20 protein-coding genes are annotated in these 24,880 nt (G+C 45.4%); 8 read left to right on the top strand and 12 right to left on the bottom strand.

The window, feature by feature from the left end:
• Positions 1 to 217: 217 nt before the first annotated feature.
• Together kaiB and QUA25_RS00285 are read right to left on the bottom strand one after the other, a co-directional pair.
• A complete protein-coding gene (kaiB, locus tag QUA25_RS00290; RefSeq protein WP_006632119.1) occupies positions 218 to 532 on the bottom strand; it encodes a circadian clock protein KaiB in 315 nt (104 codons plus the stop codon).
• Positions 533 to 718: 186 nt separating this feature from the next.
• Positions 719 to 1,654, bottom strand: a complete 936-nt coding sequence (locus QUA25_RS00285) for a circadian clock protein KaiA (protein WP_333034669.1) — start codon at positions 1,652 to 1,654, stop codon at positions 719 to 721.
• Between the two features lie 396 nt (positions 1,655 to 2,050).
• On the opposite strand from QUA25_RS00285, the gene QUA25_RS00280 reads away from it, so the two are divergent.
• The 3 genes from QUA25_RS00280 to QUA25_RS00270 all read left to right on the top strand — a co-directional run bounded on the left by QUA25_RS00280 (position 2,051) and on the right by QUA25_RS00270 (position 7,977).
• Complete coding sequence (locus tag QUA25_RS00280; protein ID WP_333034667.1) at positions 2,051 to 5,308, top strand: ATP-binding protein; 3,258 nt, start codon at positions 2,051 to 2,053, stop codon at positions 5,306 to 5,308.
• A 358-nt stretch (positions 5,309 to 5,666) separates the two neighbouring features.
• Entirely contained in the window at positions 5,667 to 6,548 is an 882-nt protein-coding gene (locus tag QUA25_RS00275) for a tetratricopeptide repeat protein (RefSeq protein WP_445242179.1), read from the top strand.
• A 235-nt stretch (positions 6,549 to 6,783) separates the two neighbouring features.
• Positions 6,784 to 7,977, top strand: a complete 1,194-nt coding sequence (locus QUA25_RS00270) for a glutathione S-transferase family protein (RefSeq protein ID WP_333034664.1) — start codon at positions 6,784 to 6,786, stop codon at positions 7,975 to 7,977.
• 118 nt (positions 7,978 to 8,095) lie between these two features.
• Here QUA25_RS00270 and QUA25_RS00265 read toward each other — a convergent pair whose 3' ends face one another.
• The 5 genes from QUA25_RS00265 to QUA25_RS00245 all read right to left on the bottom strand — a co-directional run bounded on the left by QUA25_RS00265 (position 8,096) and on the right by QUA25_RS00245 (position 13,000).
• Positions 8,096 to 10,006 carry a caspase, EACC1-associated type gene (locus QUA25_RS00265; RefSeq protein ID WP_333034662.1) on the bottom strand — a complete coding sequence of 637 codons (1,911 nt, stop codon included), beginning with the start codon at positions 10,004 to 10,006 and terminating at the stop codon, positions 8,096 to 8,098.
• A 9-nt stretch (positions 10,007 to 10,015) separates the two neighbouring features.
• On the bottom strand, positions 10,016 to 10,396 hold the full coding sequence (locus QUA25_RS00260) for a hypothetical protein (protein ID WP_333034660.1): 381 nt from the start codon (positions 10,394 to 10,396) through the stop codon (positions 10,016 to 10,018).
• A 294-nt stretch (positions 10,397 to 10,690) separates the two neighbouring features.
• A complete protein-coding gene (locus tag QUA25_RS00255) occupies positions 10,691 to 10,864 on the bottom strand; it encodes a hypothetical protein (protein WP_333034657.1) in 174 nt (57 codons plus the stop codon).
• Between the two features lie 52 nt (positions 10,865 to 10,916).
• Entirely contained in the window at positions 10,917 to 11,567 is a 651-nt protein-coding gene (locus QUA25_RS00250) for an RNA ligase family protein (RefSeq protein ID WP_333034655.1), read from the bottom strand.
• A gap of 233 nt (positions 11,568 to 11,800) precedes the next feature.
• Positions 11,801 to 13,000, bottom strand: a complete 1,200-nt coding sequence (locus QUA25_RS00245) for an HhoA/HhoB/HtrA family serine endopeptidase (protein ID WP_333034653.1) — start codon at positions 12,998 to 13,000, stop codon at positions 11,801 to 11,803.
• 177 nt (positions 13,001 to 13,177) lie between these two features.
• Between QUA25_RS00245 and QUA25_RS00240 the strand changes: the two genes are divergently transcribed.
• Positions 13,178 to 13,531: a metal-sensing transcriptional repressor gene (locus tag QUA25_RS00240; protein WP_242723064.1), complete on the top strand. Its 354-nt coding sequence runs from the start codon at positions 13,178 to 13,180 to the stop codon at positions 13,529 to 13,531.
• Positions 13,532 to 13,775: 244 nt separating this feature from the next.
• On the opposite strand, the gene QUA25_RS00235 is transcribed toward QUA25_RS00240, so the two are convergent.
• Complete coding sequence (locus tag QUA25_RS00235) at positions 13,776 to 14,930, bottom strand: ISL3 family transposase (protein WP_333034652.1); 1,155 nt, start codon at positions 14,928 to 14,930, stop codon at positions 13,776 to 13,778.
• Positions 14,931 to 15,073: 143 nt separating this feature from the next.
• The gene (locus tag QUA25_RS00230) at positions 15,074 to 15,511 is read right to left on the bottom strand and encodes a helix-turn-helix domain-containing protein (protein WP_333034650.1); all 438 of its coding nucleotides are present in this window, start codon (positions 15,509 to 15,511) and stop codon (positions 15,074 to 15,076) included.
• Between the two features lie 958 nt (positions 15,512 to 16,469).
• Between QUA25_RS00230 and QUA25_RS00225 the strand changes: the two genes are divergently transcribed.
• The 4 genes from QUA25_RS00225 to QUA25_RS00210 all read left to right on the top strand — a co-directional run bounded on the left by QUA25_RS00225 (position 16,470) and on the right by QUA25_RS00210 (position 19,910).
• Positions 16,470 to 17,114 carry a pentapeptide repeat-containing protein gene (locus QUA25_RS00225; protein ID WP_333034648.1) on the top strand — a complete coding sequence of 215 codons (645 nt, stop codon included), beginning with the start codon at positions 16,470 to 16,472 and terminating at the stop codon, positions 17,112 to 17,114.
• A gap of 260 nt (positions 17,115 to 17,374) precedes the next feature.
• Positions 17,375 to 18,151, top strand: a complete 777-nt coding sequence (locus QUA25_RS00220; protein ID WP_333034647.1) for a pentapeptide repeat-containing protein — start codon at positions 17,375 to 17,377, stop codon at positions 18,149 to 18,151.
• Positions 18,152 to 18,330: 179 nt separating this feature from the next.
• On the top strand, positions 18,331 to 19,479 hold the full coding sequence (locus tag QUA25_RS00215) for an AAA family ATPase (RefSeq protein WP_333034646.1): 1,149 nt from the start codon (positions 18,331 to 18,333) through the stop codon (positions 19,477 to 19,479).
• Positions 19,476 to 19,910 (top strand): DUF4276 family protein, encoded by a 435-nt coding sequence (locus QUA25_RS00210; RefSeq protein ID WP_333034645.1) that lies wholly within the window; start codon positions 19,476 to 19,478, stop codon positions 19,908 to 19,910. Before QUA25_RS00215 ends, QUA25_RS00210 begins: the two co-directional genes overlap by 4 nt.
• 259 nt (positions 19,911 to 20,169) lie before the next feature.
• On the opposite strand, the gene QUA25_RS00205 is transcribed toward QUA25_RS00210, so the two are convergent.
• The 3 genes from QUA25_RS00205 to QUA25_RS00195 form a co-directional block, all read right to left on the bottom strand.
• Entirely contained in the window at positions 20,170 to 23,175 is a 3,006-nt protein-coding gene (locus tag QUA25_RS00205; protein WP_333034644.1) for a GAF domain-containing protein, read from the bottom strand.
• Positions 23,176 to 23,545: 370 nt separating this feature from the next.
• Positions 23,546 to 23,998 carry an NADAR domain-containing protein gene (locus QUA25_RS00200; RefSeq protein ID WP_333034641.1) on the bottom strand — a complete coding sequence of 151 codons (453 nt, stop codon included), beginning with the start codon at positions 23,996 to 23,998 and terminating at the stop codon, positions 23,546 to 23,548.
• A 474-nt stretch (positions 23,999 to 24,472) separates the two neighbouring features.
• Positions 24,473 to 24,781, bottom strand: coding sequence for a hypothetical protein (locus QUA25_RS00195; protein WP_333034640.1), 309 nt, complete (start codon positions 24,779 to 24,781; stop codon positions 24,473 to 24,475).
• Positions 24,782 to 24,880: the final 99 nt, after the last annotated feature.

Raw genomic sequence — 24,880 nt, 5'->3', positions numbered from 1 at the left:
CCCGCCCAAAAACCGATACCGTGCCACGTACTCCTGTCGTGGAAAAATAAAAATTTTAGACTTTTGTTCAACCTCCCAGATTCATCTGTGGAGTAAATCTAAAATCTAACATCGTTCGACGCTCGCGCGACTCGACGCTTCGACTGAGCGCTCGCCGAACGTTTCACGCCAAACCGAAGTCTCAAATCTAAAATCGACTGACTCTCACCTGATTATCTTATGAATTCAGGTCTTCTTCGCGAAGTTCTTCATAGAGCAAATCTAATCCTATCAGAACTTTCTCACGATCGGACAAATCGCCAATAATTTTTCGCACCGGCGGCGGCAGGATTTTGGCCAGCGTCGGGGTTGCCAATATTTTGTCCTCTTCTGCTAGCTGAGGGTTTTTGAGAACATCTATGACTTTCAGCGCGTAGACACCTTGAAATTCTTGTTCTAGGATGTCCTTTAGGGTTTTCAAAGCTCGCACTGAGTTGGGAGTATTCCCCGCGACGTACAGCTTCAGAACGTAGGTTTTCTTCAGAGGACTCATGAACTTTTTTAAATGTTGAGTATTAGTTGTCAGATGTTAGTTGTAGTTGTTATTTGTCTTAAATCCGCTGTTCTTTGTTATTTTATAATAATTTCCGCCTCGCGCTCGCGCGCCAGTTAGTCGGCTCCTTTCTTTTTTGTTAGATTCTACCTTCTACCTTTTTTTTTAAATTATACCGAATCCCTTCTACATTCTACCTTGAGAGGTCTCTTTCGGAATCGATCGCCGATACATCTCGCACATATGAGCGATCGCGTCAATCAGGGTCAAACGGTAATCCAGCAATATTTCCTCGCTGCGCCCTTCTATTTTTAGCTGTTTAGCAAACTCGTCCATTAATTCCATGTGAATCTCTACAATTTGAGTCACGGGAACGTCCGCAAAAAAAGCCAAATTCACAAATTCATCTATTTGATTGTTGACCGCAGCATCTTGAGAAAAATAATTCAAAACGATGTCGCGATAACTTGACTTGAGTTGTTCCAAAAACTTTTGCTTCTCTGGTACCGACAGATTTCTCAAAAAAATCTGGGAATTTCTTTTATAATACACACCTAAGTATCCTAATCGCTCCCGTAGTTTTTCCGCCAGTCGCCGCTGCTGTCGGCTGAGCAAACTTTGAGCAGTCAATTGGGCTGTCGCATCGACCGTTACGGATTGGTAATTGACAGGAACCGGAGTTGAAAGTTTCAGAAATTGTGCGATCGCCTGATCGATACCCGCAGCTATTTCGCTCGATCGAGCGATTGCCAGTTGCACCTCAGCAGGGTGATAAAAAAAAGCACAGCTTTCGTCTAGACTCTTGTTGGCGGTACTGGCTGCGGCCTCAAAACCATCTGAATATGGTGCTTCGGGCCTGCCATCGACCTGTGCGTGAGGCGAAAAAATCACAGCAGGCAAAAAGAGCGATCGTTCTTGCAGCTTGCCCAGAAGCGATCGCAGAGCCCCATCCACCTCCAAAACCAAACAATCAAGGTGATAATTGTGTTTAAGGAACCCCAAAAGCTCCACTGCCGACTTAATGTGCGTTAAAGTATAGCGTTCGCCTCTCAAAAGCTTGATCGCAGAGGCTGCAATTTCCTCAGAGCGGACAAAAATACCGATAGAAAGTTGAGGAAGCAAAGCTGTAGGTACACCACCTAAGTTGCCTGAAAGTGCTGGATCGCTCAGAGTTGATATCTCCTTTACAAAAAACTTAACATTTTAACAATCATCTCAATATTTATTTTAACCAATCTTAACCGCAAAATAAGTTATGCGCTTCTACCAGAAGAAGAATCAAAGTGTACTCCGTGGTTTTTGTGTCAAGCACCCTGAGCGTGATTTCTGCAATTAAGCTTAAGCCTTAAAATAATTGCTAGTCGCCTCAAATCAGGCGTAGGCATCGAACTCCCCGGTGTCGGTGCAGATACGGAGCCTGATAGCGAACTGATATAAAACAAATAAGATACAGAAATTCGCAGCTACATTGAGCATCAAAAATATTACTGCTCTCGTGAGCAGACTCTCAGGTTTGTTATGCCACTCACCACCCCCAGTCTCAAAAATTTTATCGAGCCAGTGCCGCTGTGCCTCCAAACGGGTGCGCTAGAATCGCTGCAGTCAATTTTCAGATCCTGTAACTGCGATCGAGTCGCAGTAGTCAACGAACAGCTACAGCCGCTGGGATTAGTGTACCTCCGCAGCCTTTGGACCCGCGCGGCCGATCGCACAAACGACGGGCAGCAACCTTTGTCAGAAAGCTCGATCGCGATCGAACCAGTCAGGGCATTACCCGCCACTATGAGCGTCAGGGAATTCTGGGAGTACCTGCAAACAGAGGAACATAACACCCCAGCCCGGCCAAACCGCCAAACCGCCGGCACCCCCTCCAACACTCCGATCGCCGTCACAGATGCCAGTGGTCAATTTTTAGGAATGCTAGACAGCCTGAGCCTGCTGCAATTCGCCGCACTCAACAGCAGCTCGCTATGCAGCCTCACAGAAGAGGAAACAGTCGTCAAAGAAATCGAATTAAAACCGGTTTCCGAAGCCATCGCCACCGCCCTAGACGCTCAACTGCGCTTTCTAGAAGCAGGATTGAAACCTTCGGAAAACCTGAACTCCCTAGTCGAACTGTTGGAAAAACTGCCCTTGCCCCTGAGATTGCAAACCCCAACCGCACAAATAGTCAGTCAAAACGCAGCGTGGCGGATTTTGCTGGGAGCAGGCCCAGAACCAGTTCCAGAACCAGCAGCAAATTTGGGTAAACACTCGCCCCGCAAACCAAGCCATTTAACAAGCGAATACAAGAGCGTGCAGTTAGAGGCCATCACCAAAGAATGCAGGAGCCTAGTAGGAGCAAGTAGATCGGGCGATTCCCTGCGGGATAGCTTCGCCGCGCGTGATTCAACCGCAGCCACCAGTTGCCCGCTGCCCTTGTACGCAGCCGCCTCCCCCTCAACCTTAACCGCTCCAGCTTGGTGCCCCACCGCCGGCAAACCAGACACCTACATTTGCGAATGCCCCGTACAAAAAGATCAAGAACGGATCTGGCAATTTGTCAAACAGCCGCTCTCAGACAAGCTAATTCTAGTAATGGGACAAGATGTCACCGAAGAACATTTAGTCGCCAAAGAATTAGCAGCAAAAAACGCAGATTTAATCCACCTCAACCGACTAAAAGACGAATTTTTATCCTGCATCAGCCACGAACTAAAAACCCCGCTCACGGCCGTCCTCGGTTTGTCCAGCCTCCTCAAAGATAAATTGATCGGAGAACTCAACGACCGCCAAACACGCTACGCCAAATTAATCCATAAAAGCGGGCGGCATTTGATGACAATAGTTAACGATATATTAGACTTGACTCGGATGGAAACCGGGCAGCTAGAACTAATTCCCGAAGCAGTCGAAATAGCATCAACCTGCCAAAGAGCCTTTGAACAAGCAAAACAACTGCAACAGCAAGAAGAAAAAAACCCTCCCAGCGCCAGCCAAACGGACGGTACAGCAAACGCAGAACCCTCCGCCCAAATAGAATTTACACTCGAAATAGAACCGGAACTGAGCCACTTAGTTGCCGACGAACTGCGGCTGCGGCAAATGCTAGTTAACCTCCTTTCCAATGCCCTAAAATTCACCGAGATCGGTGGCAAAATCGGATTGAAAGTGAATGTTTGGGAAGGCTGGATCGCATTCACAGTTTGGGACACTGGCATCGGCATCCCCGCCGACAAACAGCACCTAATCTTTCAGAAATTCCAACAGCTAGAAAGCCCCCTCACCAGGCGCTTTCAAGGAACCGGACTGGGACTGGTACTAACTCAACGCCTAGCTCGGCTCCACGGCGGAGACGTTTCGTTTATTTCCTCAGAAAACCAAGGCTCTCAATTTACGCTGCTGCTGCCACCAACTCCTCCGGGAAACAGCAGTGAAGAAGTCCCGGCACCGGGAGCGGCTGAGGAAGAATTATTAAAACCACAATATCCGACTCTGATCGCCAATTCTCGCTCTCGTTTAGTATTAATAGTCGAAGCAGTTCCCAAATATATCGAAGATTTAACCAACGTCATCTCAGGTTTGGGCTACCAAGTAATAGTCGCCCGTTCCGGCACCGAAGCGCTGGAAAAAGCCCGCAGGTTCAGTCCAGAAGCGATTTTCCTCAACCCGCTCCTGCCACTGCTCTCGGGTTGGGACGTGCTGACGCTGCTCAAGAGTGACCCGGATACCCGATCGATTCCGGCGATAGTCACGGCCACCAGAGGCGAAAAAGAACGGGCCAGTGTCAACCGAGCCGAAGGTTTTTTGATCTTGCCGGTGGAAGAACCCGCTTTGCGGCGGCTGCTGGCAGACTTGATCGGTCACAGTAATGCTAGTAGCGCCAAAGTAAGGAGTTCTTTAACCGTGTTGTGGCTCAGCCCGCAAAACAGTTCGTCTCAAGGTTCCGCTTTACTGCTCAACCCCAACTACTGCCGGGTTTTAGAAGCAGACGACCTCGGCCAAGCTGAACTCGTGGCCAGAATTTGGCGGCCCGATGCGATCGTCTTGGACGGTACAAGTCAACTGCAAAACCCCTTAGCTTTTATCGAACAGTTAAGTCGGTCTCGAAATTTGGGTTCTCTCCCCTTGGTGACTTTAGACCCCCCAACTACGCAACTGGCAAATCAAGTCAAAGGATTGTCGGTATTTCCCTGTTTAGCCACTAGCAGTCCCGACGACAGTGAAACTTCACCAACCGGGTTAATGCCAAGTGCTTTGTGGCAAGTGATTCAAGTTGCTGCGGGCATGAGTTGGAAGCCCAGCATTTTATTTGCCGACATTTCGACTTTACCCGATTTGCACTCCTCTTCTGGGGGGAACCCGACGGAAGAATTGGAATATGGCGATCGATCGACAAATGCCGAGATTCCCCTCCCCAATTCCCAGTTTTCTACTCCCAACTTTCAAGCTTTGATCCAGTACATCCACACCGCAGGATTTCGAGGGTCGATCGCTCAGAGCTGGACAGAAGTTTTGCAGCAGTTGCAATATCAAAGCGTTGACTTAGTTTTGCTGTGTTTGCGAGATGCCCCCTCAGAATCCCCCGCTATGCTGCAGGCCCTGTCGAACCTGCGCCAAATGGCAGTAAAACTGCCGATTTTAGTCTGGGATTATCGGTCTGCTGTAAATTCGGAATCCGAGGCGATCGACTTTCTACTGCAAGAAGTATCTGCTAAAATTTTGCCTTCTTCCTTATCAGCAGCACAATTGTTAGACAAAATTCAACAGAGTTTATTAACGCATTCAAGTTCCTGAAAATCAACAATTTACCAGGTTTGTAGAGAGGAATTAACTCGTTTATTAACCAAGAAAAATTAACTATTTTTTATGAAAAAAAACAGAATTTGGTAACTCTTTAACTGTCAACCGCGAAGCGTTATTTGTTAACTCAGTCAAGTTTATAATAACTCATAATTTTGCCTATTTGTAGTGAGGCGATCGGTACTCTATAAAACAGTGAATAAAAACGACTACCCTGAGTGTAAATATAATTTGAGAAGTATTTAAATGAAAACCCAGAAGTGTGGCGAGTCAAGAAGCAATATCAAAACTCAAAAATATGAGTTATTATAGGCGATCGAGAAACCCTTATATTTTTTTCTGGGGCTGTACAGTGCCTAATCGCATTCCTTTAATATCTCTGCTACTCGCACTCGGTTTGTGGACAATGCCCGAGCCTGCTGTCGCACAGGCACTCCTGCCTTACACCCTGCAAATCGACTCGGCCCAACTTGAACAAACAGCCTTGAGCCTTGCAGAAGAAGCCGTCCAGCTAGCCAGACTGCAGCAGTACCAACTAGCGGTACCTAGAGCCGAACTCGCCACACAGTTAGCTCCCAAAAATGCTCAAACTTGGACTTTGTTAGGTAGCTTGTACCTTCAAGTCGAGCAGTTTGACAAAGGCATTGAAGCTTTGGGGCAAGCTCAATCTCTGTCACCAGAAAATCCATCAATTAAATTTGTCTTGGGAGAAGCTCACTTTCGGAAAGCGAACTACGAGAAAGCAGTCGAATATTTGCAAGCAGGGTTAAAGTTAAAACCAGACACTCCAGGTGCATTATTTGATTTAGGCAATGCTTTTTATAAGCTGAAGCGGTTTGATCAGGCGATCGCCCAATACGAAAAAGCCTTTGCTTTAGAAAAAAACCTGTGGCCAGCTATTAACAATATCGGATTAGTCAAATACGAAATGGGAGATGTGGATAGCGCCATCAAACGCTGGGAACAGGCGATCGTGATCGACGACAAAGCAGCAGAATCAATGCTAGCTCTAGCAGTAGCACTCTACGGCAAAGGTGACAAAGAAAAAGGCTTAGCGATGGGAGAAGCAGCTCTAACGCTCGACAAACGCTATGCTACCGTAGAATATCTCAAAGAAAACCTCTGGGGCGATCGTTTAATCGCAGATACCCAAAAGTTGCTAGCCACTCCTGAAATGAAAGCAGCACTGGCTAAAATTCAAGACGCCCCACCCCCTCCCCAACTGTCGCCTTAATTGTAGTTAAGTTTCTAGTGAGGACTTGAGTCTTCAAAGCCTTTTTTAACTGAGAACCAACTATCTTATTCAGCACTAAGACCAAAAAATAGTTGAATACGCTATGGGTAGGGATAAGGTGCGCGCACAGCGCACCCTACAGATAGAGTTGGTGCGTAAGTTCTATTATTGCCACGAAGCAGTCGCTGTCTTCAATTCTCCAATCTAAAATCTAATATCTAATATCTAAAATCGCATGACCCCTCTAAGCTGGACAGAATTAGAAGCCTTCACAGACTTTGAAGTCGATCGCGTCAACGGGCCAACCAACGCCCAAGCCCGCTTGCGCCTCTTTGGTAAAACCGAATCCGATGTGCGAGTCACCCTCTACCGCGATAACCATGCTTGGTGTCCCTACTGCCAAAAAATCTGGCTGTGGCTGGAAGAAAAAGAAATCCCCTACCGTATTGACAAAGTTACAATGTTCTGCTACGGGGAAAAGGAAAGTTGGTACAAACGCAAAGTGCCATCGGGAATGCTACCGGCGATCGAACTAGACGGCCGCATCATCACCGAAAGCGATGACATCTTAATCGCCCTCGAACGAGTCTATGGCCCCTTGGGTTTGGGCATGGAAAACCCCGCAGTAATACCCCTGCGGCGGTTAGAGCGACTGCTGTTTAGAGCCTGGTGCTCTTGGCTGTGCTACCCAGCAAGTTCAGCCAAAGTAGAACAACACAACCGCAACCAATTTATCAGCGTCGTCACCCAGGTAGAAGCAGCCCTGGCTAGCACTCCGGGGCCTTATTTCCTCGATGAATTTGGCACTGCGGATGTCATCTTTACGCCCTACGTCGAACGGATGAATGCCAGTCTTTACTACTACAAAGGCTACTCGATGCGGGAAGAAAACCCGCGCTTTGCTGACTGGTTTGCAGCGATGGAAACCCGCCCTACCTATCGCGGCACTCAGAGCGATTTTCACACCCACGTCCACGATTTACCACCTCAGATGGGCGGGTGTTATGAAAACGGCGAACCTCAGATGCTTCTCAATAAAGCCCGCGTGGATAATGGGCCTTGGGCTGGATTGCCGGATGTGATGTATCCAGAACCGGAAACCTCCCGCGCTGAAGCACTTCACCGCGTCATTAAGCACCACCGCAATATCGTTCGAGTCAATCCTGCTGAGGACAATTTATTTGATGAGGCTTTGCGCTGTGCTTTAACTTTGATGATGACTGGCGAAGTTTGTACGCCGCCGGCTGGTTCTGACGCAGCTTTGCGGTATTTGCGCGATCGGGTGAATGTGCCCCGTGATATGTCCATCTACGCCGCCAAGCGATTGAGGGAAGCGTTGGAGAAAACGGCGGCTTTGGTGGGTGATGGCCAAGGTTCCCCGATTCTGCTGAAGCATCGGCGAGATCAAGATCCGGCTAATTTTGTGTAGGATTCTGGGCATATCGGAATCAGACGCAATGGGCGTTGCTGCTGCTTTACTTCATCAGCTTGCTATCTGCTGGATTAATGAAACTAAAGGTTGATGTGATTGTTAATCCGGTTCTGTTTCAAGAGGAGGATACTGGGCTGGTGGAGTTGACGATCATCGCGCCGGAGGATGAGGATAAATACCTCTTCGTCCGTCCCAGTAGTGCTCCGGCGGATGTGATGGACAGACCAGGGAGGATTACTCCAGATTGGGCAGACATGGGCTTCAATACCTGCGTTGATCCTGAAGGGCATGGAGACTGAATACTTAGGTAGAAGTTAGGAGGAGCAAGCATACTTGTAGAAGGTGTATTTGCCTCACAGATAACAGTGATTATCAGGTCGTTATTGGTGGTTACCAATACTCCACCTACATAGCCCTTCAAACTATCTTTCTTAGAGATAGCTGTTGAGAAAGCCAGCGCTGGCTTTCCCGGCGCTGGCTTTCTCGAGCCAGAGACACTAATAACATAGCTGTAGTTTTCAGTTTCCTGCTTGAGGTTAATACCTAGCCCTTGTAAGCTAGATGAAAATGTACCTCGATCCCGCAAATACGCCTGTTGTGCTCTGTTCATAGCTGCAATATACTGTTTAGCCTCTGCTTGTTTCGCCTTAGTTACCTGATGGGACAGGAAGGGAAGAAAGATAATTGGAGAAAGTATCGTAACCAACGAACCTAGACCACCGTATACTCCAACATGCTTCCAATTTATTCGGCTTGAGGAAGCTTGCTTCGTACCAGCACCTTGCTCGAATTCTGTTGTTAAAGGTAATTCCTGTGGTTGTGAGATTCTTGCTTGAGGGTTTGGAGGTTGAACTGACTTTATTTGGGGACTAACTCTTGCCCCAGGATACTGAGGTTGGACTGGCAAGGGAGTAGCTACTTTGGGTTCAGATGTATTTACCGGCTGAGTTGGAGCTTCCTTGGGTGGCACACACCTTGCGCGAATAGGCACAACATCTTCATCCCTGAGTCCCAAAATATCTTGGTAACGTTGAAATCGCACGCGAATATCATCACTAATCGGATACTCTTGCTGGACTGCCTCAGCAAAAGCCTCCTCATATCGCTGTAGTTTTTTCTGGTACTCTCGAAAGGGTTTAAGAACTTCATCCTCGATTTCGGCAGCGTTCTCAGGCGTTAGTCCCAGATTATCTTGCAACTCGTTTAAGATTCTGCGATCAATTGAGTAAATCTCACCACGAGTGGCACAACGCTCAACTTCCTTACGATAAGTCAGCTTTGGATCGCCCAGTGGAACTTTAGCTAAACGGATTTTGAAACCTTCTTCCACTGCATAGATTTTGGGCTTCATTGCGGGGGCAGCTTCTTGAACTTTTTTGTAGGCATAGTCGTGCAACTCATTAATCGAAATCCAGCCATCGTTATTTAAGTCGGCTGCACCTGTCTCAATCCCTTCTATAATGTAGCGAGTGTAAACAGAAATATCTGCACCTTGTTGCTCAAAGGCATACTGAGTGGAGGTCGAAGAAGTCAGAACTGCCCGTCCTTCTCCGCCCAGTTGTTCCTTGAAATCCACAAGGCCGTCATCTTTTGCTAACATTCCCTCTGCAAACGCTCCACTGAAGCAACAGTCCAACAGAACCACCTGTCGCTTAGAACGGCTGTTGCTCATAATTTCATGAATGAAGTTGGCAGGAACAGCAGTTGACTTCATCAGTTCGCCTTTGGGACTCTTACGAGTAATGCGTGTGGCAAAATACAATTTGCCGCGATCGTCTTTAACCCCATGACCAGAGAAGAACAACAGTACCAGATATTCTTTAGAGCGTTCTGAGAACAAAGACTCAATTTCTCCCTGCATCAACAGTGGATCGGGATTTATTAGCGGTTTTACTTGGTCAAACCCACCCATTTCAGGATGCTGCAATACCCGCTGCATAGCCTCGACATCTTTGACAGCCCCCGGTAGCCGGCTTAATCCAGGTTCGTATTCGCTGACCCCAATCAACAATGCTACCTTCGCCATTTTGACTTCCTATGCTTTCAGAAATTCCTGGGCTTTTTGCATCACAAATTCAAACTCTGCTTGGCTGCTAGCTTTAACGCTGATTTCTCTACCATCGGGGGTTTTCAGAGTCATTTCGATGGGTTTCCCACCCCATCTGTCGCTCAAGAAACCAAATAGAGCTTTGATGTTCTTGGGATTGACCTCAACTGTCAGCATCCCCAGCAAGAACCCTCCTAATGATTTCGATCCGGGAGGAGCTTTTTCAACTGTCACCAAAGTCGCTTGTTCGACCCCATCAGCTTCCCTGACCTGTCGTAGCAAATTTTCTACCTCTGCTTGTAACTCCTCATCATCCAGACCTGGATCGCACAGAGAAATTGTGACCTGAATATTTGATGTACTAGCCATGTGAATTCCTTTGTTCTTTATAGTCCACTATTTTACAGAGGATTTATACAAAATTATTCTAAGGCTGTCATATCAATTCCGGGTGTATCGGAATGATTATTAAACCGCTCTTGACGCAGAGGAGACAGAGAAAGGGAAGAGACAGATGAATAATTCCGATGCCAACGGATTTGATATCCTACCTTTTCCATCTGGCTGATCGCGCCGTCCTAGTCTCTAAATCAAAATAGGTAGTAAACCGTTTGAGATTGCCCGTTGTCATCCGATACAGGTAATCCGCCCCCTCAGCCGCCACTAGGTAGTAAACCGTTTGAGATTGCCCGTTGTCATCCGATACAGGTAATCCGCCCCCTCAGCCGCGACCCGGACATTCACGCGATCGCTCTGCACCTTCAACACTGCCATCTCAGCACAAGATAGGTTGTTTGTCAACTCTTCTGCTAAAGGGGGAGCAAAAGAGGGTTTCACCTATCGCACTACTCGATCGATTCATGAAAAAAATTAGTCTTCAGATTTTATATTACTCCCAGTAATTTTCCCAATCATCCTTAAAAGCTTGCTGCAATCTCTGCATATACGCATCAGTCTTAATCTTCACCATCCACAGATTATTAGCATTGCTGCCTCCCTTGCACACAACACCTTCATCCACACCGTATTTCCCCTTGCGAAGCTCGTCCATAAACTTGCCCGTCAGTTTGCCGCGATAAATCACTCGCGCAATATTTAATTTACCAAAATCCTGAATAAACCGATCGGGAACAACCATACCGCCCTCAGTTTCCACATCAAAAAGCACCAGTTGTTTGCGATCGTCCTTTTGGTGCATTCCCGCAAACGAGTTAGCACCAAAAAACTCTGTAAACACAGTAATTTCAGCGCATTGATACTGTTCGTTCTCTCGAAATATAGACTCTAAGGGACTAGCAAAATCTCTTTTAAATATTTCAGGTGCTTCTTCTAAACCTGGATGTGCAGCATTAAATTCTGCAATTCCCATCTCATCCAAATCAAATCTACTGCGGCGCGTACCAAAAGCATACCAACCAATTTCAACTTCCCAAACCCAATGCAAATTAGTGCCATCGTACTTCTCAAAAGCTATACATTGTTCATGAGGGCAATTTTTACTATCGGGAATTTTGGGATAGGCAAGTTGAACTCGTGTCATATCAATCACCAATAATAAAACTCGTTTGTAGTGAGGATTTTAGTCGCTATTAAGCTGTGTATTTAAATTGCACGGTAAAATAATTTTTGACTCGGGTGATGTGGGCAGGAAAACCCGTCCTCAACATACAATTTAAATGCACAACAGCTTACCTAAAAATATTAAGATTTGACGAAAATCCTCACTACAAACTTTATGTGGTGTTTAACAGTTTCCCCCGTTCCCCTTCACTTCTAAAAATCTTGCAATTGAGCAGTTTGAACGGCTACTTCTTTAATCTGGGAACCGCGCCGCACTTTCAGTTTCAGAATTTGACCGATTGTGCTGTTGTCCACCAAACTTTGCAACTGTTCGGCCTCAGTCACTCCCTCACCGTCAATTTGAACTATCACATCCCCTTTGCGAAGGCCTGCTTTCTCAGCAGGGGTGTTGGGCACAACTCTCATCACTAACACTCCATTAACTTCCGGGACAATCAAAGGAGCATTGGGGTCAGAATTATTCTCTCTGGCCATTTCAGGAGTCAAAGCAATCATCTGAATCCCCAAAAACGGATGGCTGACTTGTTCTCCCTTGGCTAACTGGGCGTAGATGGCCTTGGCTTTGTCGATCGGAATCGCAAACCCAATACCCATTGCATCAGCTCGAATCGCCGTGTTGATACCAATCACTTCTCCTCTGCTGTTTAACAGCGGGCCGCCGGAATTGCCGGGATTGATGGCGGCGTCGGTTTGAATGAAATCGAGCCGCTTGTCGGGAATGCCGACGGCTGCACTGGAGCGTTTGAGGGTGCTGATAATGCCCAAGGTGACGGTGTTGTCAAATCCCAGGGGGTTGCCCACGGCGATCGCCCAATCTCCTACTTTCACCGCGTTGGAATCTCCTAGGGTTGCCACGGGCAAGTTAACTTCCTTGGTATTAATTTTGACAACAGCCAAATCTGTTACTTCGTCAGTACCTTGCACTTCTCCTGGAAATGTCCTGCCGTCGTTTAAGGTGACAGTCACTCGATCGGCTTTGTCAACTACGTGAGCGTTGGTTAAAACAATCCCGCTTTTGTCAATGATGAAGCCGGAACCTTGACCGCGTAAGCGTTCTTGTCTGGGGGTCATGCTGCGTAAATCTTCTCCCAAAAATCTGCGGAAGAAGGGGTCTTCCATTAAGGGGTCAAGGTTGCGGCTGACAGTGCGCTCGGTATCAATGCGGACAACTGCCGGCCCAACTCGATCGACAGCCGCCGTCACAAAACTGGCTGTATCCGCCGGGAGTTCCCCGCCCCGCAGCGCTAACAGTTGCGGATTCGGGGGAGTGGCGGCTGCTGCGGATGCAGCATTGATTGTTAAAGCACTCAGGGCGATCGTCATTCCTAAAATTAGGGCGAACCAACGAGCACCGATTCGATGTGCGGGGCGAAAAAACTTAAATAGTCGCATAGCGTCAATTTTTGTTAGTCTGGGTTAGTCTGGTAAACGTGTGCGATCGTGCGGGCTCAATAATCTGCCACTATGAAGATCCTAAATATATTTTGACAGTTACAATACATGAGTCACCAGCCTGCACCAACTCAACATATTCTGAATTCTAACTTTTAAATTTCCTTCGTAACCCCAATGATTCTATCTGATACTTCTACTGACAAATCCTTGCCCTCAAATTCCCACCACCATCACGACGATAAATCAGCCCACCCTCACCATCACGATGAAGAATCGATGCGGCGGCTGGTAAATCGCTTGTCTCGGATTGAGGGACACGTCCGTGGCATTAAAACAATGGTGCAAGAAAACCGTCCTTGTCCCGAAGTTCTCGTGCAAGTTGCTGCGGTTCGAGGCGCGCTCGATCGCGTGGCGAGAATCATTCTTGATGAACATTTAACAGAGTGCATTGCCAGAGCCGCTAAAGAAGGCAATATCGATACGGAAATCGAAGAGTTGAAAGCGGCTTTGGATCGGTTTTTGCCTTAGCAGTTGCCAATTTTTACCTCCATATAACAAAACCTGCAAATTAAACAAAACTTGCAAGTTATGATTTCTGGCGCTTTTTTTGAGCATCTTTCTAAAACGCGGGAAAAGCATCACATCTTCTCCCCCTCACCCCCATTGCCACAACACATAATTTATATGCTCCGCAGTTTATGAGATCGAGTTTTGTTAAAAAAGAATTAGTCAAGTTTGTCGGGCTCTCCTGAACTTATGGTTATAAGTTTATCTAATCAGAAAAGCAAGCTAATACGCGATTCCTAAAATTATTAAAATTAGAAAAACCATACCCTTGCCGCATTATCAACTTAATTCGATTGTTGATTCCTTCCATGACTCCACTTGTTGTGCGATGAAGAAAGTAGTTGCAAATACCCTCAAAATGATTCTCAATTGTTGATGCAGCTTCTCTAAAAAATACTTGTGCATGATTTAGCCATTCTTTGATTTTATTCTGCCCTTTTTGGATCGTCAAATTAGTCTCATATATTTCTCTAAATTTTTCTTTCATCTCATACGCAATTCGCAAACATCCGGATTTTCCTAGTGTCACTTCTAATTTATCAATCTGGTCTTGATTCAAATTTACTCGATTACTTAATAATAAATATTTACTTTGCCTATCTGTTATTCCGGCTGCTCTACGTAACTTATTTAAGTCTTTATTAACTACTTTCATAACATGAAAACGATCAATAATAACTTTGGCATTTGGGAATACTTTTTTGATAACTTTAGGGAATCCTCCCCACATATCAACACTGACTTCCTCAACTTGTTTACGAACTTCAATTGGTTGTTCTATAAGGACTTCAATGATTTCTTCACAGCGATGAGAATCAATCATCTCAATTAAATTACCTTCGCCCAGGTCACTCACAACAGTCACAAAATTTCCTTGACATGAGCGCATACTTATCTCGTCGAGACCAATTCGTTTAACCCGTTGCCAATTCGGTTTTCTTTTGAGGGTGTTTACCTGCTCAAATATTCCTTTTATTTCGTCATAACTCAGTCCTTCTTCTCGTCCAATTTGCTCCATGCTCGATTGTTTTACACGCTCATAAATATCTTGTTCATATCGTTGAGTCTGCCGTCTTTTAACGTCCAAAAAATCTAATTTTTCTGTGGGATACCGTTGACAAAAAGGACAGTAAAACTGCCGTCGTGGGATTTTTAGATATACAGGACGACCAAAAACAGACAAATCTCTTACTAAAATTGGTCGATTTTGATGCAGTTTTTCGGTAGGATTGTTACAATGATGACAAACAATTCCTTCTGATGAAATGCTCAGTCCCAAGAAAATTTTTCCCTCAACTTGAGTACAAGTTTCAACCCTGACTCCAGGCAAGGCTAATAGATAGTCTAGATGGAAGCTCATAACAGTAAATGTATTAGTAGGTACATTTTACACCATAAACTCAGGAGAGCCGTTTGTCGTGATGACGCAACTCCCCACAATCTTCAAAAGCTGACGGCAAACAATTAGATAATCGGTGCTTAATCCGACGTGCTATGAACTGTCTAGACTTTCGTCAGCTTGGCTTTTAGCTGGTATCTGACTGTTGCATAAACTGCTTTATAGGAAGCCTCAATGCTGTATTCCTGCTGCAACCACTCTTGAATCTCTCCATAGCTTTTAAAGCCTTCCTGGGGGTCGCTGAGGCGCATTGCCAAACTAGCGCGTGCCAAAGGAGGAATGGCAGGCTTGCGGCCGCCGCTGTGCTTTGTTTCGAGGAGTCCTTCGAGTCCGTCAGAGCGGTACTTTCTCAGCCACCGCTGGACTGTAATTCGATTTACCCCGATCGTCATAGCCAATTCTTTAACTGTCTTAACATGACAAATTTTGAACAGGTAAAGTGCTTGAATTTTTTGAAAGCCGCTTGCCGTTTTTTGTTCACTTAACAGGTTTTTTAGTTCTTCAATTGTCTCTGTGATACTAAGCTTACATACTCCAGCCATATCAATTACCTCAAGATTCGCGTTCTACAATACCTTTGTTGGACAATGGAGCCAAAGCTGCTCCTATCCTAAATGCTGACCTTTTGTTTGCCCTGAAGCCATACAAAAGCGATCGTTCTCATTAAACTTTTTCCTTCCGGGAGGCACTCAGACGCTCAGAAACCGCATTATTTTAACCTGGAGCAAGGTGGCAACGATTTTTTTTGGTAAAAAACCCGGTTTCTGGGTCAGTTTTGTATTTGATGGACAGGCGTCATTGCTAATACTGATAGCCGTTAACCGCTCGACTCTAAGATTAGCGGCAATAGGTGACTCTTAAGGAATACCATTTATTCTTTTATTGTTAAACATCTATCATGGTTTTCCTGGTATCTATTGGTAATTTTTGCGAACGTATGGGCGATTTTTAGTCATTAGGTGCTAGCAAACAGGCGAATGTCTCTACACCAGCGATCGCATTTTTATACAGACATTCCCCTACTCCCAGAAGTGCATTTCTGGCTTTCGCTGTGCGAGAAATCTTGATACATCAACACTCTCATCACCCGGAGTGGGTAGCGCCGAGTGACATTGCAACCTACTTTCACAGCAAGCGGGGAAGTATCCGTGAAACTACTGGCTTTATCGCCAATTGAGTAAAACACGACGAGGGTGGCATTGTCAATTTTTCAGCATTACAGTATAAGTATCGGCTATTTTTGCCTGCCTGCTGTGATCGAAAGCCGAGTTCCTATGTGATCCTACTAGCATTTTTTTGTGATCTTAGTCACACGACTACTCAGTAAGCTCAACTACCCACAAAAAGTTATGGGTAGTTGAGCACTTTCCACCTCAAATCTTGCAGATTGAGGGAAGTCTCACCCTGGGTGTGAATCTTTCAGAATCTAAAATTGCAGAACATCCGGTGTAACCAGCTTGCTGACAGTATTCTTCATTTAAAAGGTGTAGAGAAGCCACAATGAACGTTGACGAACTGCTCAAGCTATATGCAATAGGAGAAAGAAATTTTAGCGGGGTCTACCTGCACGAGGTCTACCTCTACGAAGCAGAATTGATTGGAGCCAATCTGTATGAAGCCGACCTGATTGGAGCCAATCTCAGCAAAGCCAAACTTAACAGAGTCAACTTTGGCAAAGCCAATTTGTGCAAGATTAATTTGAGCAAAGCAGACTTAGGTGGAGCCGACCTCACAGAAGCACTTTTAGTTGAAGCTAACCTGCATCGAGCTGAGTTGATGGGAGCGAATCTCAGTAAAGCAGACTTGAGCGGAGCTTCCCTGATCCAAGCAACTTTAATTGGAGCCAACATATCTAGGGCAACACTCAGCCATGCAGACTTGCACGGAGTAAATCTTTACGGAGTAAACTTGCGTAGGGCGGTACTCACAGAATGCGATTTAATTGGCGCAAACTTGAGCAAAGTAGACCTTAGCGGAGCCGATTTAATGGGGGCAAGTCTAATTAGGGCAGACTTGACTGAAGCGATTTTAAGTGCGTCAGACTTAAGCGGAGCAAACCTGTTGGGAGCAAACCTTACAAAAGTTAACTTGAGCGGAGTATATCTTAAGGGTACAACGATGCCCGACGGCACGATTCACGACTAATTTATTTGTTAATTTTTATGGTTGCCGAGAACAGCGGCTAAAGGGTAATGAGTAACTCATTACCCTAATTTATTGGCAGCGAAATCTTTATTTGACATTCAGGTAAGGCCGAGAACTTCAATGTAGGGTGCTGATGGCGCACAGAACTCCTACATACGGCAAGTCAAAAGATTTGTTGGGTGAACTTGTGTTATGGTGATTTTCAATTGCTTCGAGAAAAGCTATTTTAGATTTAATATTTTGGATTTTGGACGGTTAAAATGAAACTCAGAATCCTCGCTGCTGCAACGCTGCTGAGCTCGATCGCCCCGATCGCTCCTGCACCCGCCGAGAACATCCAACACACGCAACAATTACTAGCCACCCGACAATGCCCCAACTGCGACCTCAGCAGTGCGGGCTTGGTTTTAGCCAACTTAACAGGAGCCAATCTCAAAGGTGCTGACTTGAGGTTGGCTAACCTCAGTCGAGCCAACCTCACGGGGGCTGACCTCAGCGGTGCTAACCTCAGCGGCACTAGCCTGTTTGGCGTCAACCTGACAGGGGCAAACCTCAGCGGAGCTAACCTCAGCGGTGCTGACTTGAGAAGTGCCTATCTCAGCGACGCCAATTTGCAAGGCGCTAATTTAAATAACGCGCAACTGCTCGGAGTTAGAGGAATGCCAACCAATATCGGCACCGCTGAAGACTTCTACCGGTTGGGAGTGCTGGAAGCTCAAGCAGGAAACTACAGAAACGCGATTGATTATTACAATCAAGCCCTGAATCTGAAATCGGATTTAGCAGCCGTTTATTTTGCGCGCAGTATGTCTCGCGCTGACTTGGGAGACTTCGCCGGCGCGACTCAAGACGCCGAGCAAGCAAACAAACTCTTTGCAGATCAAGGAAATCCCCAAGGTCAGGATTTGTCAAAGCAGTTAGCCGAAGCCATTGTTGCACGTCAAAAGCCTACGGAACCCCGCACGGGCGGCGGTGGCAACTTTATGAGTCTTCTGGGCTCGATCGGTTCTGTGCTGGTGAAGCTAATCTTGCCTTAAATAGTTGTGAACGACCTCGGCCTCCTCCAACGACTTTTCATGCTGCGCCAACCCAAGGGATGCAGACCGTTTCATACACCCATCTGGCTTTACTAAACCTCTAAAGTATCTAAGGCAGATATACTTAGCCTAGTCTCAATATATGTGTCTAGGCTAGTTTCACTATTTAAGGACAGAATATGAATAGATTTGAAAATATATCAGTAAGGGGTTTTCGGCGTCTTCAAAATATTGAGCTTGAGATGAGAAATCTCATCGTCATGATTGGTGCAAACGGAGCAGGAAAAACTTCTTTTTTAGATATTATTTCAATAATAGCAGCTTCAGCAAGTGGAAATTTACAGAATTTATTGCAACTTAAAGGCGGGTTGAATGAAATTTTGACAAGAGGTAAAGTACAAGAACTTGAAATTGAAATTTCAATGCAAGTGCCAAAGGAACAACCTTTGAAGTACAGCTTAACATTGTCACCTAAAGGTTTATCTTATGAAGTTAGAGACGAATCTTTAACACAGCAGAGAAATCCCCACAGAGCTGAACCATTCAAGTATATTGAATCACAAGGTTTGGATATTAAATATTCTCAAGAAGAAAGCAGAGGATTTGTGAGACCGAGTTGGGATCACAATCCTCTTGAAACATCCCTTTCTCAAGTTCCTAAAATGTATCGCGAACCAGAGAACCTGAGAAAGAGCCTTGCTTCTTGCACATATTATGGAGCACTCGATGTTTCAGAGAAAAGTCCAATTCGTCTACCTCAAGCAATGCGCCCTGCAAAGTTGCCTGGAGCAAGCGGTGAAAACCTGGTTTCCTGTCTTTATGACCTTCGGGAAACCGATCGAGACAGTTTTGAAATGGTTGAAAATATCATTTCTGCTGCCTTTCCAGATTTCGAGCGGTTAAACTTTCCTCCGGTTGCCGCAGGAACTATGTCTATGACTTGGACAGATAGAAATTTTCCTCAGCCTTTCTATGTCCATGAGCTATCAGAAGGAACGCTGCGCTTTCTCTGGTTGGTTGCGCTCCTGCAAAGTCAAACTTTAACAACCGTCACGTTGCTAGATGAACCAGAAGTTAGCCTACACCCGGAACTCTTAAGACACTTAGTTTATCTAATGAGAGAAGCTTCAAAACACACTCAACTGATAGTTGCCACACACTCAGATAGACTCATCCGATTTCTCGATCCAAGCGAGGTTTTGGTCTGCGATTTGGAAGAAGGGGAGGCAAAAATGAGGTGGGGTGACACTTTTAACCTTGATAAATGGTTAGAAGATTACAGTCTTGACCAGGTTTGGGAAATGAATGTGATGGGTGGCCGTCCATGAGAATTGCTATTTTGGTTGAAGGTGCTACTGAAATGGCATTTAGAAAGAAGCTTCATGAGTTTCTGCAAAGTCGTTTAGAGCAAAAAATGCCCAGACTAGACTTTAAACCACAACATGGTGGAATTCCCAAGGAAGGGAAACTCAAGAAAATAGTTGAAACTCTCCTCGATAATGATGGCTATGATGCTGTAATTGCACTTACAGACGTTTATACCGGAAAGCCGGACTTTAAAGATGCCAATGATGCTAAAGAGAAAATGAGGACATGGGTAGGTAAAAACCCAAAATTCTCTCCTCACACAGCATCACATGATTTTGAAGCATGGCTTCTTCCCTACTGGACAACTATCCAGAAGCTAGCGAAACACAACCTTTCTGCTCCTAGCGGTTCGCCTGAAACAGTGAATCATCAAAAGCCACCTTACTATTGAATTAAGGAAATTTTTAGCTCTGGAAAACGCGGAAAAGACTATAACAAAGTGATTGATGGAATGGCTATTTTGAAAAACAACGATCTGATGATTGCGATTAAAGCTTGTCCAGAGCTAAAAGCTTTTGTGAATCGAATTATCTCTCTCTGCGATAAAGAAAAAATAATTTCTTGACTTAAAACGGGATCGCTGTTAATTACCCGAATTATCATCAAAGAAGTCGGGTATGTGGGTGTGTTGTTTTTTTAGGTTGTTCTACCTAATTCAGCGGAATCTCAATCCAGAACTCTGTACCATGACCCGGTACAGAAACACACTTTAGTACGCCTTGGTGTTTCTCAACTACAATTTGGTAACTGATAGACAGTCCTAAACCCGTGCCCCGACCTACAGGTTTAGTAGTAAAAAACGGATTAAATATGTGAGAGATTAACTCTTTGGGGATGCCGTGACCATTGTCTGCAATGCAAATTCCTACCGTTTTTTCATCGATTAATTCAGTGCGAATCCGAATGCAAGGAGATGGGAAATCAGGAATCAAACACTCGGTGGTGGCATTTATATCTCCTGACTCGATAGGCCGTATTTGGGAGCTTAAATGTGTCGCCGCTGCACTTGCCGCTTTAAAGGGAAGATTCATAACTCGCTCTTTTTTTCCCATTTCTAGGGCGTCAAGGGCATTACCGATCAGATTCATAAATACTTGATTGAGCGAGCTGGCATAGCATTCTACTAAGGGCAAACTGGCGTATTCTTTAATAATTTCTACGGTGTTGTGATCGGAATTGGCTTTGATCCGGTGCTGCAAAATCAACAGGGTACTGTCGATGCCCTCGTGAATGTCAACGGCTTTTTTCTCGGCTTGATCGGTCCTGGAAAAATTACGCAAAGATACAACTAACTGGCGGATGCGTTCAACTCCGACTGTCATGGAACCCAAAATTTTTGGCAAATCTTCGGCAAGAAATTCGATGTCGATTGCTTCGGAGCACTCGCTAATTTCTGGGTTGGGATTGGGGTAGTGCTGGCGGTAGAGTTCCACCAAGCAGAGTAAATCTTTGGTGTATTCGCTGGCGTGGGACAGATTGCCGTAGATAAAGTTAACGGGGTTATTTATTTCGTGGGCGACTCCGGCGAGGAGTTGTCCGAGACTGGACATTTTTTCGGTTTGAATCAGTTGGGCTTGGGTATTGTGCAATTCTGTGAGGGTTTTAGCTAGCTGTTCGGCTTTTAATCGATCGGCAGTTGCTGCATTGAGACTTTCTTGATAAAGTTCTGCTTGGTGAATGGCGATCGCAGCTTGAGCCGCTAAATGTTGCACCAATTCCTGTTCTGCTGTTTGCCAAACTCTCGGCCCCGAACACTCATGGGCAATCAGTAACCCCCACAATTGGGAATCTTTGCCTCTCATCGGCACAATTAAACTTCCTCTTACCTGCAACTCTTCCAAAAATTCGCGGTGACAGGGTGTTAAATCCTCAGTATAAATATCATTAATTGCTCGCACCCCTCCGGCTCGATAAAAGCAGTCTGAGAATTCGGGAAAGCATTGTTGTGGAGATGTGATACCTAAAATAGACCGCCACTCGCCGCAAACAGCTTCGACAACTACCTCGCCCTGTCTGTCTGCTGCAAATTGGTAGATTACCGTGCGATCGGTATCCAACAAAACTCTGACTTCTCGCACAATAGTTTGCAGTATGATTTTTAAATCTAAGGTGCTGCGAATCTGGTCTCTAACTCGCGTCAATACTTTGGCAAAGTCCAAAGATTGTTGCAATTGGGCGGTGCGTTCTTGAACTTGGCGCTCCAAGTTGGCATTCAGGGTTTGCACTTCTTTATAAAGAATGTACTGCCCAATTGCCGAACAAAATTGGCGGCCTATAGCTAAAGCTTGCTCAATTTCCTCGTAATTCCACTCGGGCGACTGACCTTTTTTTATTTCTCGCCAGAGTTCAAAGGATTGTCTAGGAAGGGTTTGTTCAGCGCTGGTGTCAAAGCGCCCCGCCCACATCTTTTCGGTATCAATTGCATTGCGAAAAATGGTCAAACAGCCGACTACTTGTTGTTGGTAGTGGAGGGGAATTACCAGCAAACCCCGAATTTGAGTAGATTGGAAAGCGGGAACTAATACTCTAAATAGAGCTTCTTTGTATAAGTCGGTAATTATCAAAACAGGGAATTGAGAATTAGTAAAACTGGCAATTTTGGGAAGTTGGTCCGTATTTTTGAATCCTTTGGTTAGCCATTCCTGCCAGAGGGGATGAGCTTCGAGCGCCTTAACTTTTTCCCAGTTGGGAAGTGTCGGTTGTTCTCCTGTGGTGAACACTTCAAAGGTAGCATCACTGTGGGCTGGGGCAATGGGAAATCCTCCCTCAATGTTGGGAGCAGATAACTTTTCACCGTTGATTTTCGGCGGGTTGAGATAGAGTCGGCCACCGCTGCCACCCAAAGCGGTGACGGTAGCTTCTAAACCCTGTTGCAGTTGAATGTTGACGTGACCGTACAACAGGGCTGCTATGCGGCTCACGGTAGCTTCGCGGGCGGCTTGAGAGCGGGTTTGCTGGAGGAGGAGCGCGTGGGCTATAGCGCTAGACAATTGATCTGATACGAGCTGAACTACTTCTAAATCTGCTGGTGAAATATTGAGGGGCGCGGAGTGGTGGGACACTAAAAGTCCCCACAGTTCGATGTGAATTTTTTGATTATTTCCTGGCTCGTATCTAGTCAGACACGTGGGCGCCTCACAGATATCTGTTTTGCTGTTTGGCGACGCGATCCTGCGGTGCAAAATCGGCACGACTAAGGAAGATTGCACTCCCATTGCTATCAGGTAAGCGGTGTGGCAAGGATCGAGCGATCTGTAGTGCATCTCTTCCTTTACTAAAGGTTGACCGGTGCCTGCAGCATCGAGGGGGCTCAGGACGATCGTCCCTGAGTTAACATCTATTATTGTCCGCTGGCGCATAGTGACATACATCTCTCTGGCGCTCGCGGGAATGTCGTCTGCGGGAAAGTGCAGTCCTTTCAAGGAAGGGAGATGGTTGTTATTAATTGATTCCGCAACAACTTCTCCACTCCCGTCGGCACTAAACCTGTAAATCATAATGCGATCTGTTTTCAAAAAAGCCCGCACTTCTGCTACTGTACTGGTTAAAATATCTTCTAATTCTAGAGATTGACGAATGCGTTCTGTTATCCGCCGTATCAAAACTTCTCTGTCTAGTTTATAATGTAATTCTTCCGTATTTTCTGTGAGTTGCATAAATCTCCTTTTGTACTTATACAATGATAATAAGAAGTTTTGATGTGCTGTTGGAGCGTTCAAACTCAAATAACTCACCCTGAGTTTTTGACTCAACCGATCTGTACAATTAATCGGTGGCGCATTGGTGAGAGACGACGGTGTATCGCCTCGGGTGGGCTGGGGCAAGTAAAATCTGCGATCGCGCCGGTTTAATCATTGCCTTCAACAGGCAGAGCAACTTAAGCAAATAATAATTATTATTTTAATGCTCTTATAAATTTCTCGCAATCTTCAACTCTCACTATGAGAATTCTTAATTGTTAGGATAACTTGACATTTGTTGTATAACTTCATATAATGATAATTAACGAAAGAATTTGAGTTTCTATCAGCGCGCAAAGCGTTGACCAATTTCTTGGCGCACGCTCATCAGAATTTTACCCAAATGATTTTCACCGGTTCGGTCCCAGCCACACCCCCAGTAGTAATCCGTTGGCGAATCCTCGACAATCACTCGATCCCCTGTGGCGAGGAGAATCGCTTGAATGTCTGTATGAGTCAGAAACTTAGTTAAAACTGCTTCGCGCATAATGGGAATTTTCACAGCTTCCCAATCATCGCGAATCCGGTGGTTGGGATCTCGACCTAGTTTAGCGGCTTCTTGAGGAGTTGCTACGGCTTGAATCGCCGCCACTAATCTTTTATCCGTGCTGACAAATTTTTGGGCTTGATAGTAATGTTCCACAGTCAACCAATATTGACCGTGCAGAGAAATGTCGTGTAGTGAAAAATTAGAAAAGCAGCCGTAAGGCTCCTCTACTTTATAAAAGTAAATTATCATTAGATTTGAGATTTTATATTTTACAGGATGTAGGTAGAATGTAATTATTTAAGCTGCCCCTGAAGCGCCTTACCGCGCTCTTAGTAACGTGTCAAACCACTTGTTGCCTCCAGGAGTATTTGAGATTGATTGTATAAGTAGCGCGGGGCTTGTATTAAAAACTCCTCGCATAGACTTTATTTAAAATAGCAGGTACGCTTTTAAACCCAGTTTATTGGAAAAAAGCGGGTTGGGCAAGTAAAAATCTAGGAATCAACTGGCTTTCTGAGGAATAAGCTGTTGTGCATTTAAGTTTTGTGTTGAGGGCGGGCTTTCCGGCCCACTCCACAAGAGTGAAATTTTATTGAGCCATGCAATTTAAAGGCGGATTAGCTTAGTGCGTAATTCCTATTTTTAAATTAAGGATTAAGAATTTGAAATCAAGAATAAGCAATGGGGATTTAAGAGTATTTATTATTCCCTCTTCCTTCATTATTATAAAACGGCCTCAGAAGAATGAAAAGCGCGGTTAGCGATATCGGCATAACGCAGTTCGCTACACAAAATTTTGCTGATCAACTGAGTAGTCCTCGGAAATAGGAGGCCCGCTTGATAAACAGATCCTGTAAACTGATAGAAGGCTCGGGCCAAGCGACTAGCCCAAACCATATCAGTGTTGCATTCTTGGGCGATCGATTGAGTGTATGGCTCCTTAGCGTCGTCGGCACCTCCAAGAGCTCGATCGATCCCCTCAGCAGCCTTAAATCCGCTAACAATGGCAGGAAGAATTCCTTCACCGGACAACTGGTAATGGGTGATTGGTCATGGGGCAGGAGGAATTGGTAAGTTAATGAGTGTTAAATCTTGAGTTTTTAACTCACAACTGACAAATCATTAAGCGTC

It is taken from the genome of Microcoleus sp. Pol17C6, from assembly GCF_036701145.1.
Taxonomy (GTDB): Bacteria; Cyanobacteriota; Cyanobacteriia; order Cyanobacteriales; family Microcoleaceae; genus Microcoleus.
Note: the sequence above shows the minus strand (reverse complement) of the source record. Positions and strands in the feature narration are given on the sequence as shown.

Coding starts and splice junctions, on each gene's coding strand:
- kaiB (WP_006632119.1), bottom strand. CDS start 532: ATGAGTCCTCTGAAGAAAACCTACGTTCTGAAGCTGTACGTCGCGGGG.
- QUA25_RS00280 (WP_333034667.1), top strand. CDS start 2,051: ATGCCACTCACCACCCCCAGTCTCAAAAATTTTATCGAGCCAGTGCCG.
- QUA25_RS00270 (WP_333034664.1), top strand. CDS start 6,784: ATGACCCCTCTAAGCTGGACAGAATTAGAAGCCTTCACAGACTTTGAA.
- QUA25_RS00265 (WP_333034662.1), bottom strand. CDS start 10,006: ATGGCGAAGGTAGCATTGTTGATTGGGGTCAGCGAATACGAACCTGGA.
- QUA25_RS00260 (WP_333034660.1), bottom strand. CDS start 10,396: ATGGCTAGTACATCAAATATTCAGGTCACAATTTCTCTGTGCGATCCA.
- QUA25_RS00250 (WP_333034655.1), bottom strand. CDS start 11,567: ATGACACGAGTTCAACTTGCCTATCCCAAAATTCCCGATAGTAAAAAT.
- QUA25_RS00245 (WP_333034653.1), bottom strand. CDS start 13,000: ATGCGACTATTTAAGTTTTTTCGCCCCGCACATCGAATCGGTGCTCGT.
- QUA25_RS00240 (WP_242723064.1), top strand. CDS start 13,178: ATGATTCTATCTGATACTTCTACTGACAAATCCTTGCCCTCAAATTCC.
- QUA25_RS00235 (WP_333034652.1), bottom strand. CDS start 14,930: ATGAGCTTCCATCTAGACTATCTATTAGCCTTGCCTGGAGTCAGGGTT.
- QUA25_RS00230 (WP_333034650.1), bottom strand. CDS start 15,511: ATGGCTGGAGTATGTAAGCTTAGTATCACAGAGACAATTGAAGAACTA.
- QUA25_RS00225 (WP_333034648.1), top strand. CDS start 16,470: ATGAACGTTGACGAACTGCTCAAGCTATATGCAATAGGAGAAAGAAAT.
- QUA25_RS00220 (WP_333034647.1), top strand. CDS start 17,375: ATGAAACTCAGAATCCTCGCTGCTGCAACGCTGCTGAGCTCGATCGCC.
- QUA25_RS00215 (WP_333034646.1), top strand. CDS start 18,331: ATGAATAGATTTGAAAATATATCAGTAAGGGGTTTTCGGCGTCTTCAA.
- QUA25_RS00210 (WP_333034645.1), top strand. CDS start 19,476: ATGAGAATTGCTATTTTGGTTGAAGGTGCTACTGAAATGGCATTTAGA.
- QUA25_RS00205 (WP_333034644.1), bottom strand. CDS start 23,175: ATGCAACTCACAGAAAATACGGAAGAATTACATTATAAACTAGACAGA.
- QUA25_RS00200 (WP_333034641.1), bottom strand. CDS start 23,998: ATGATAATTTACTTTTATAAAGTAGAGGAGCCTTACGGCTGCTTTTCT.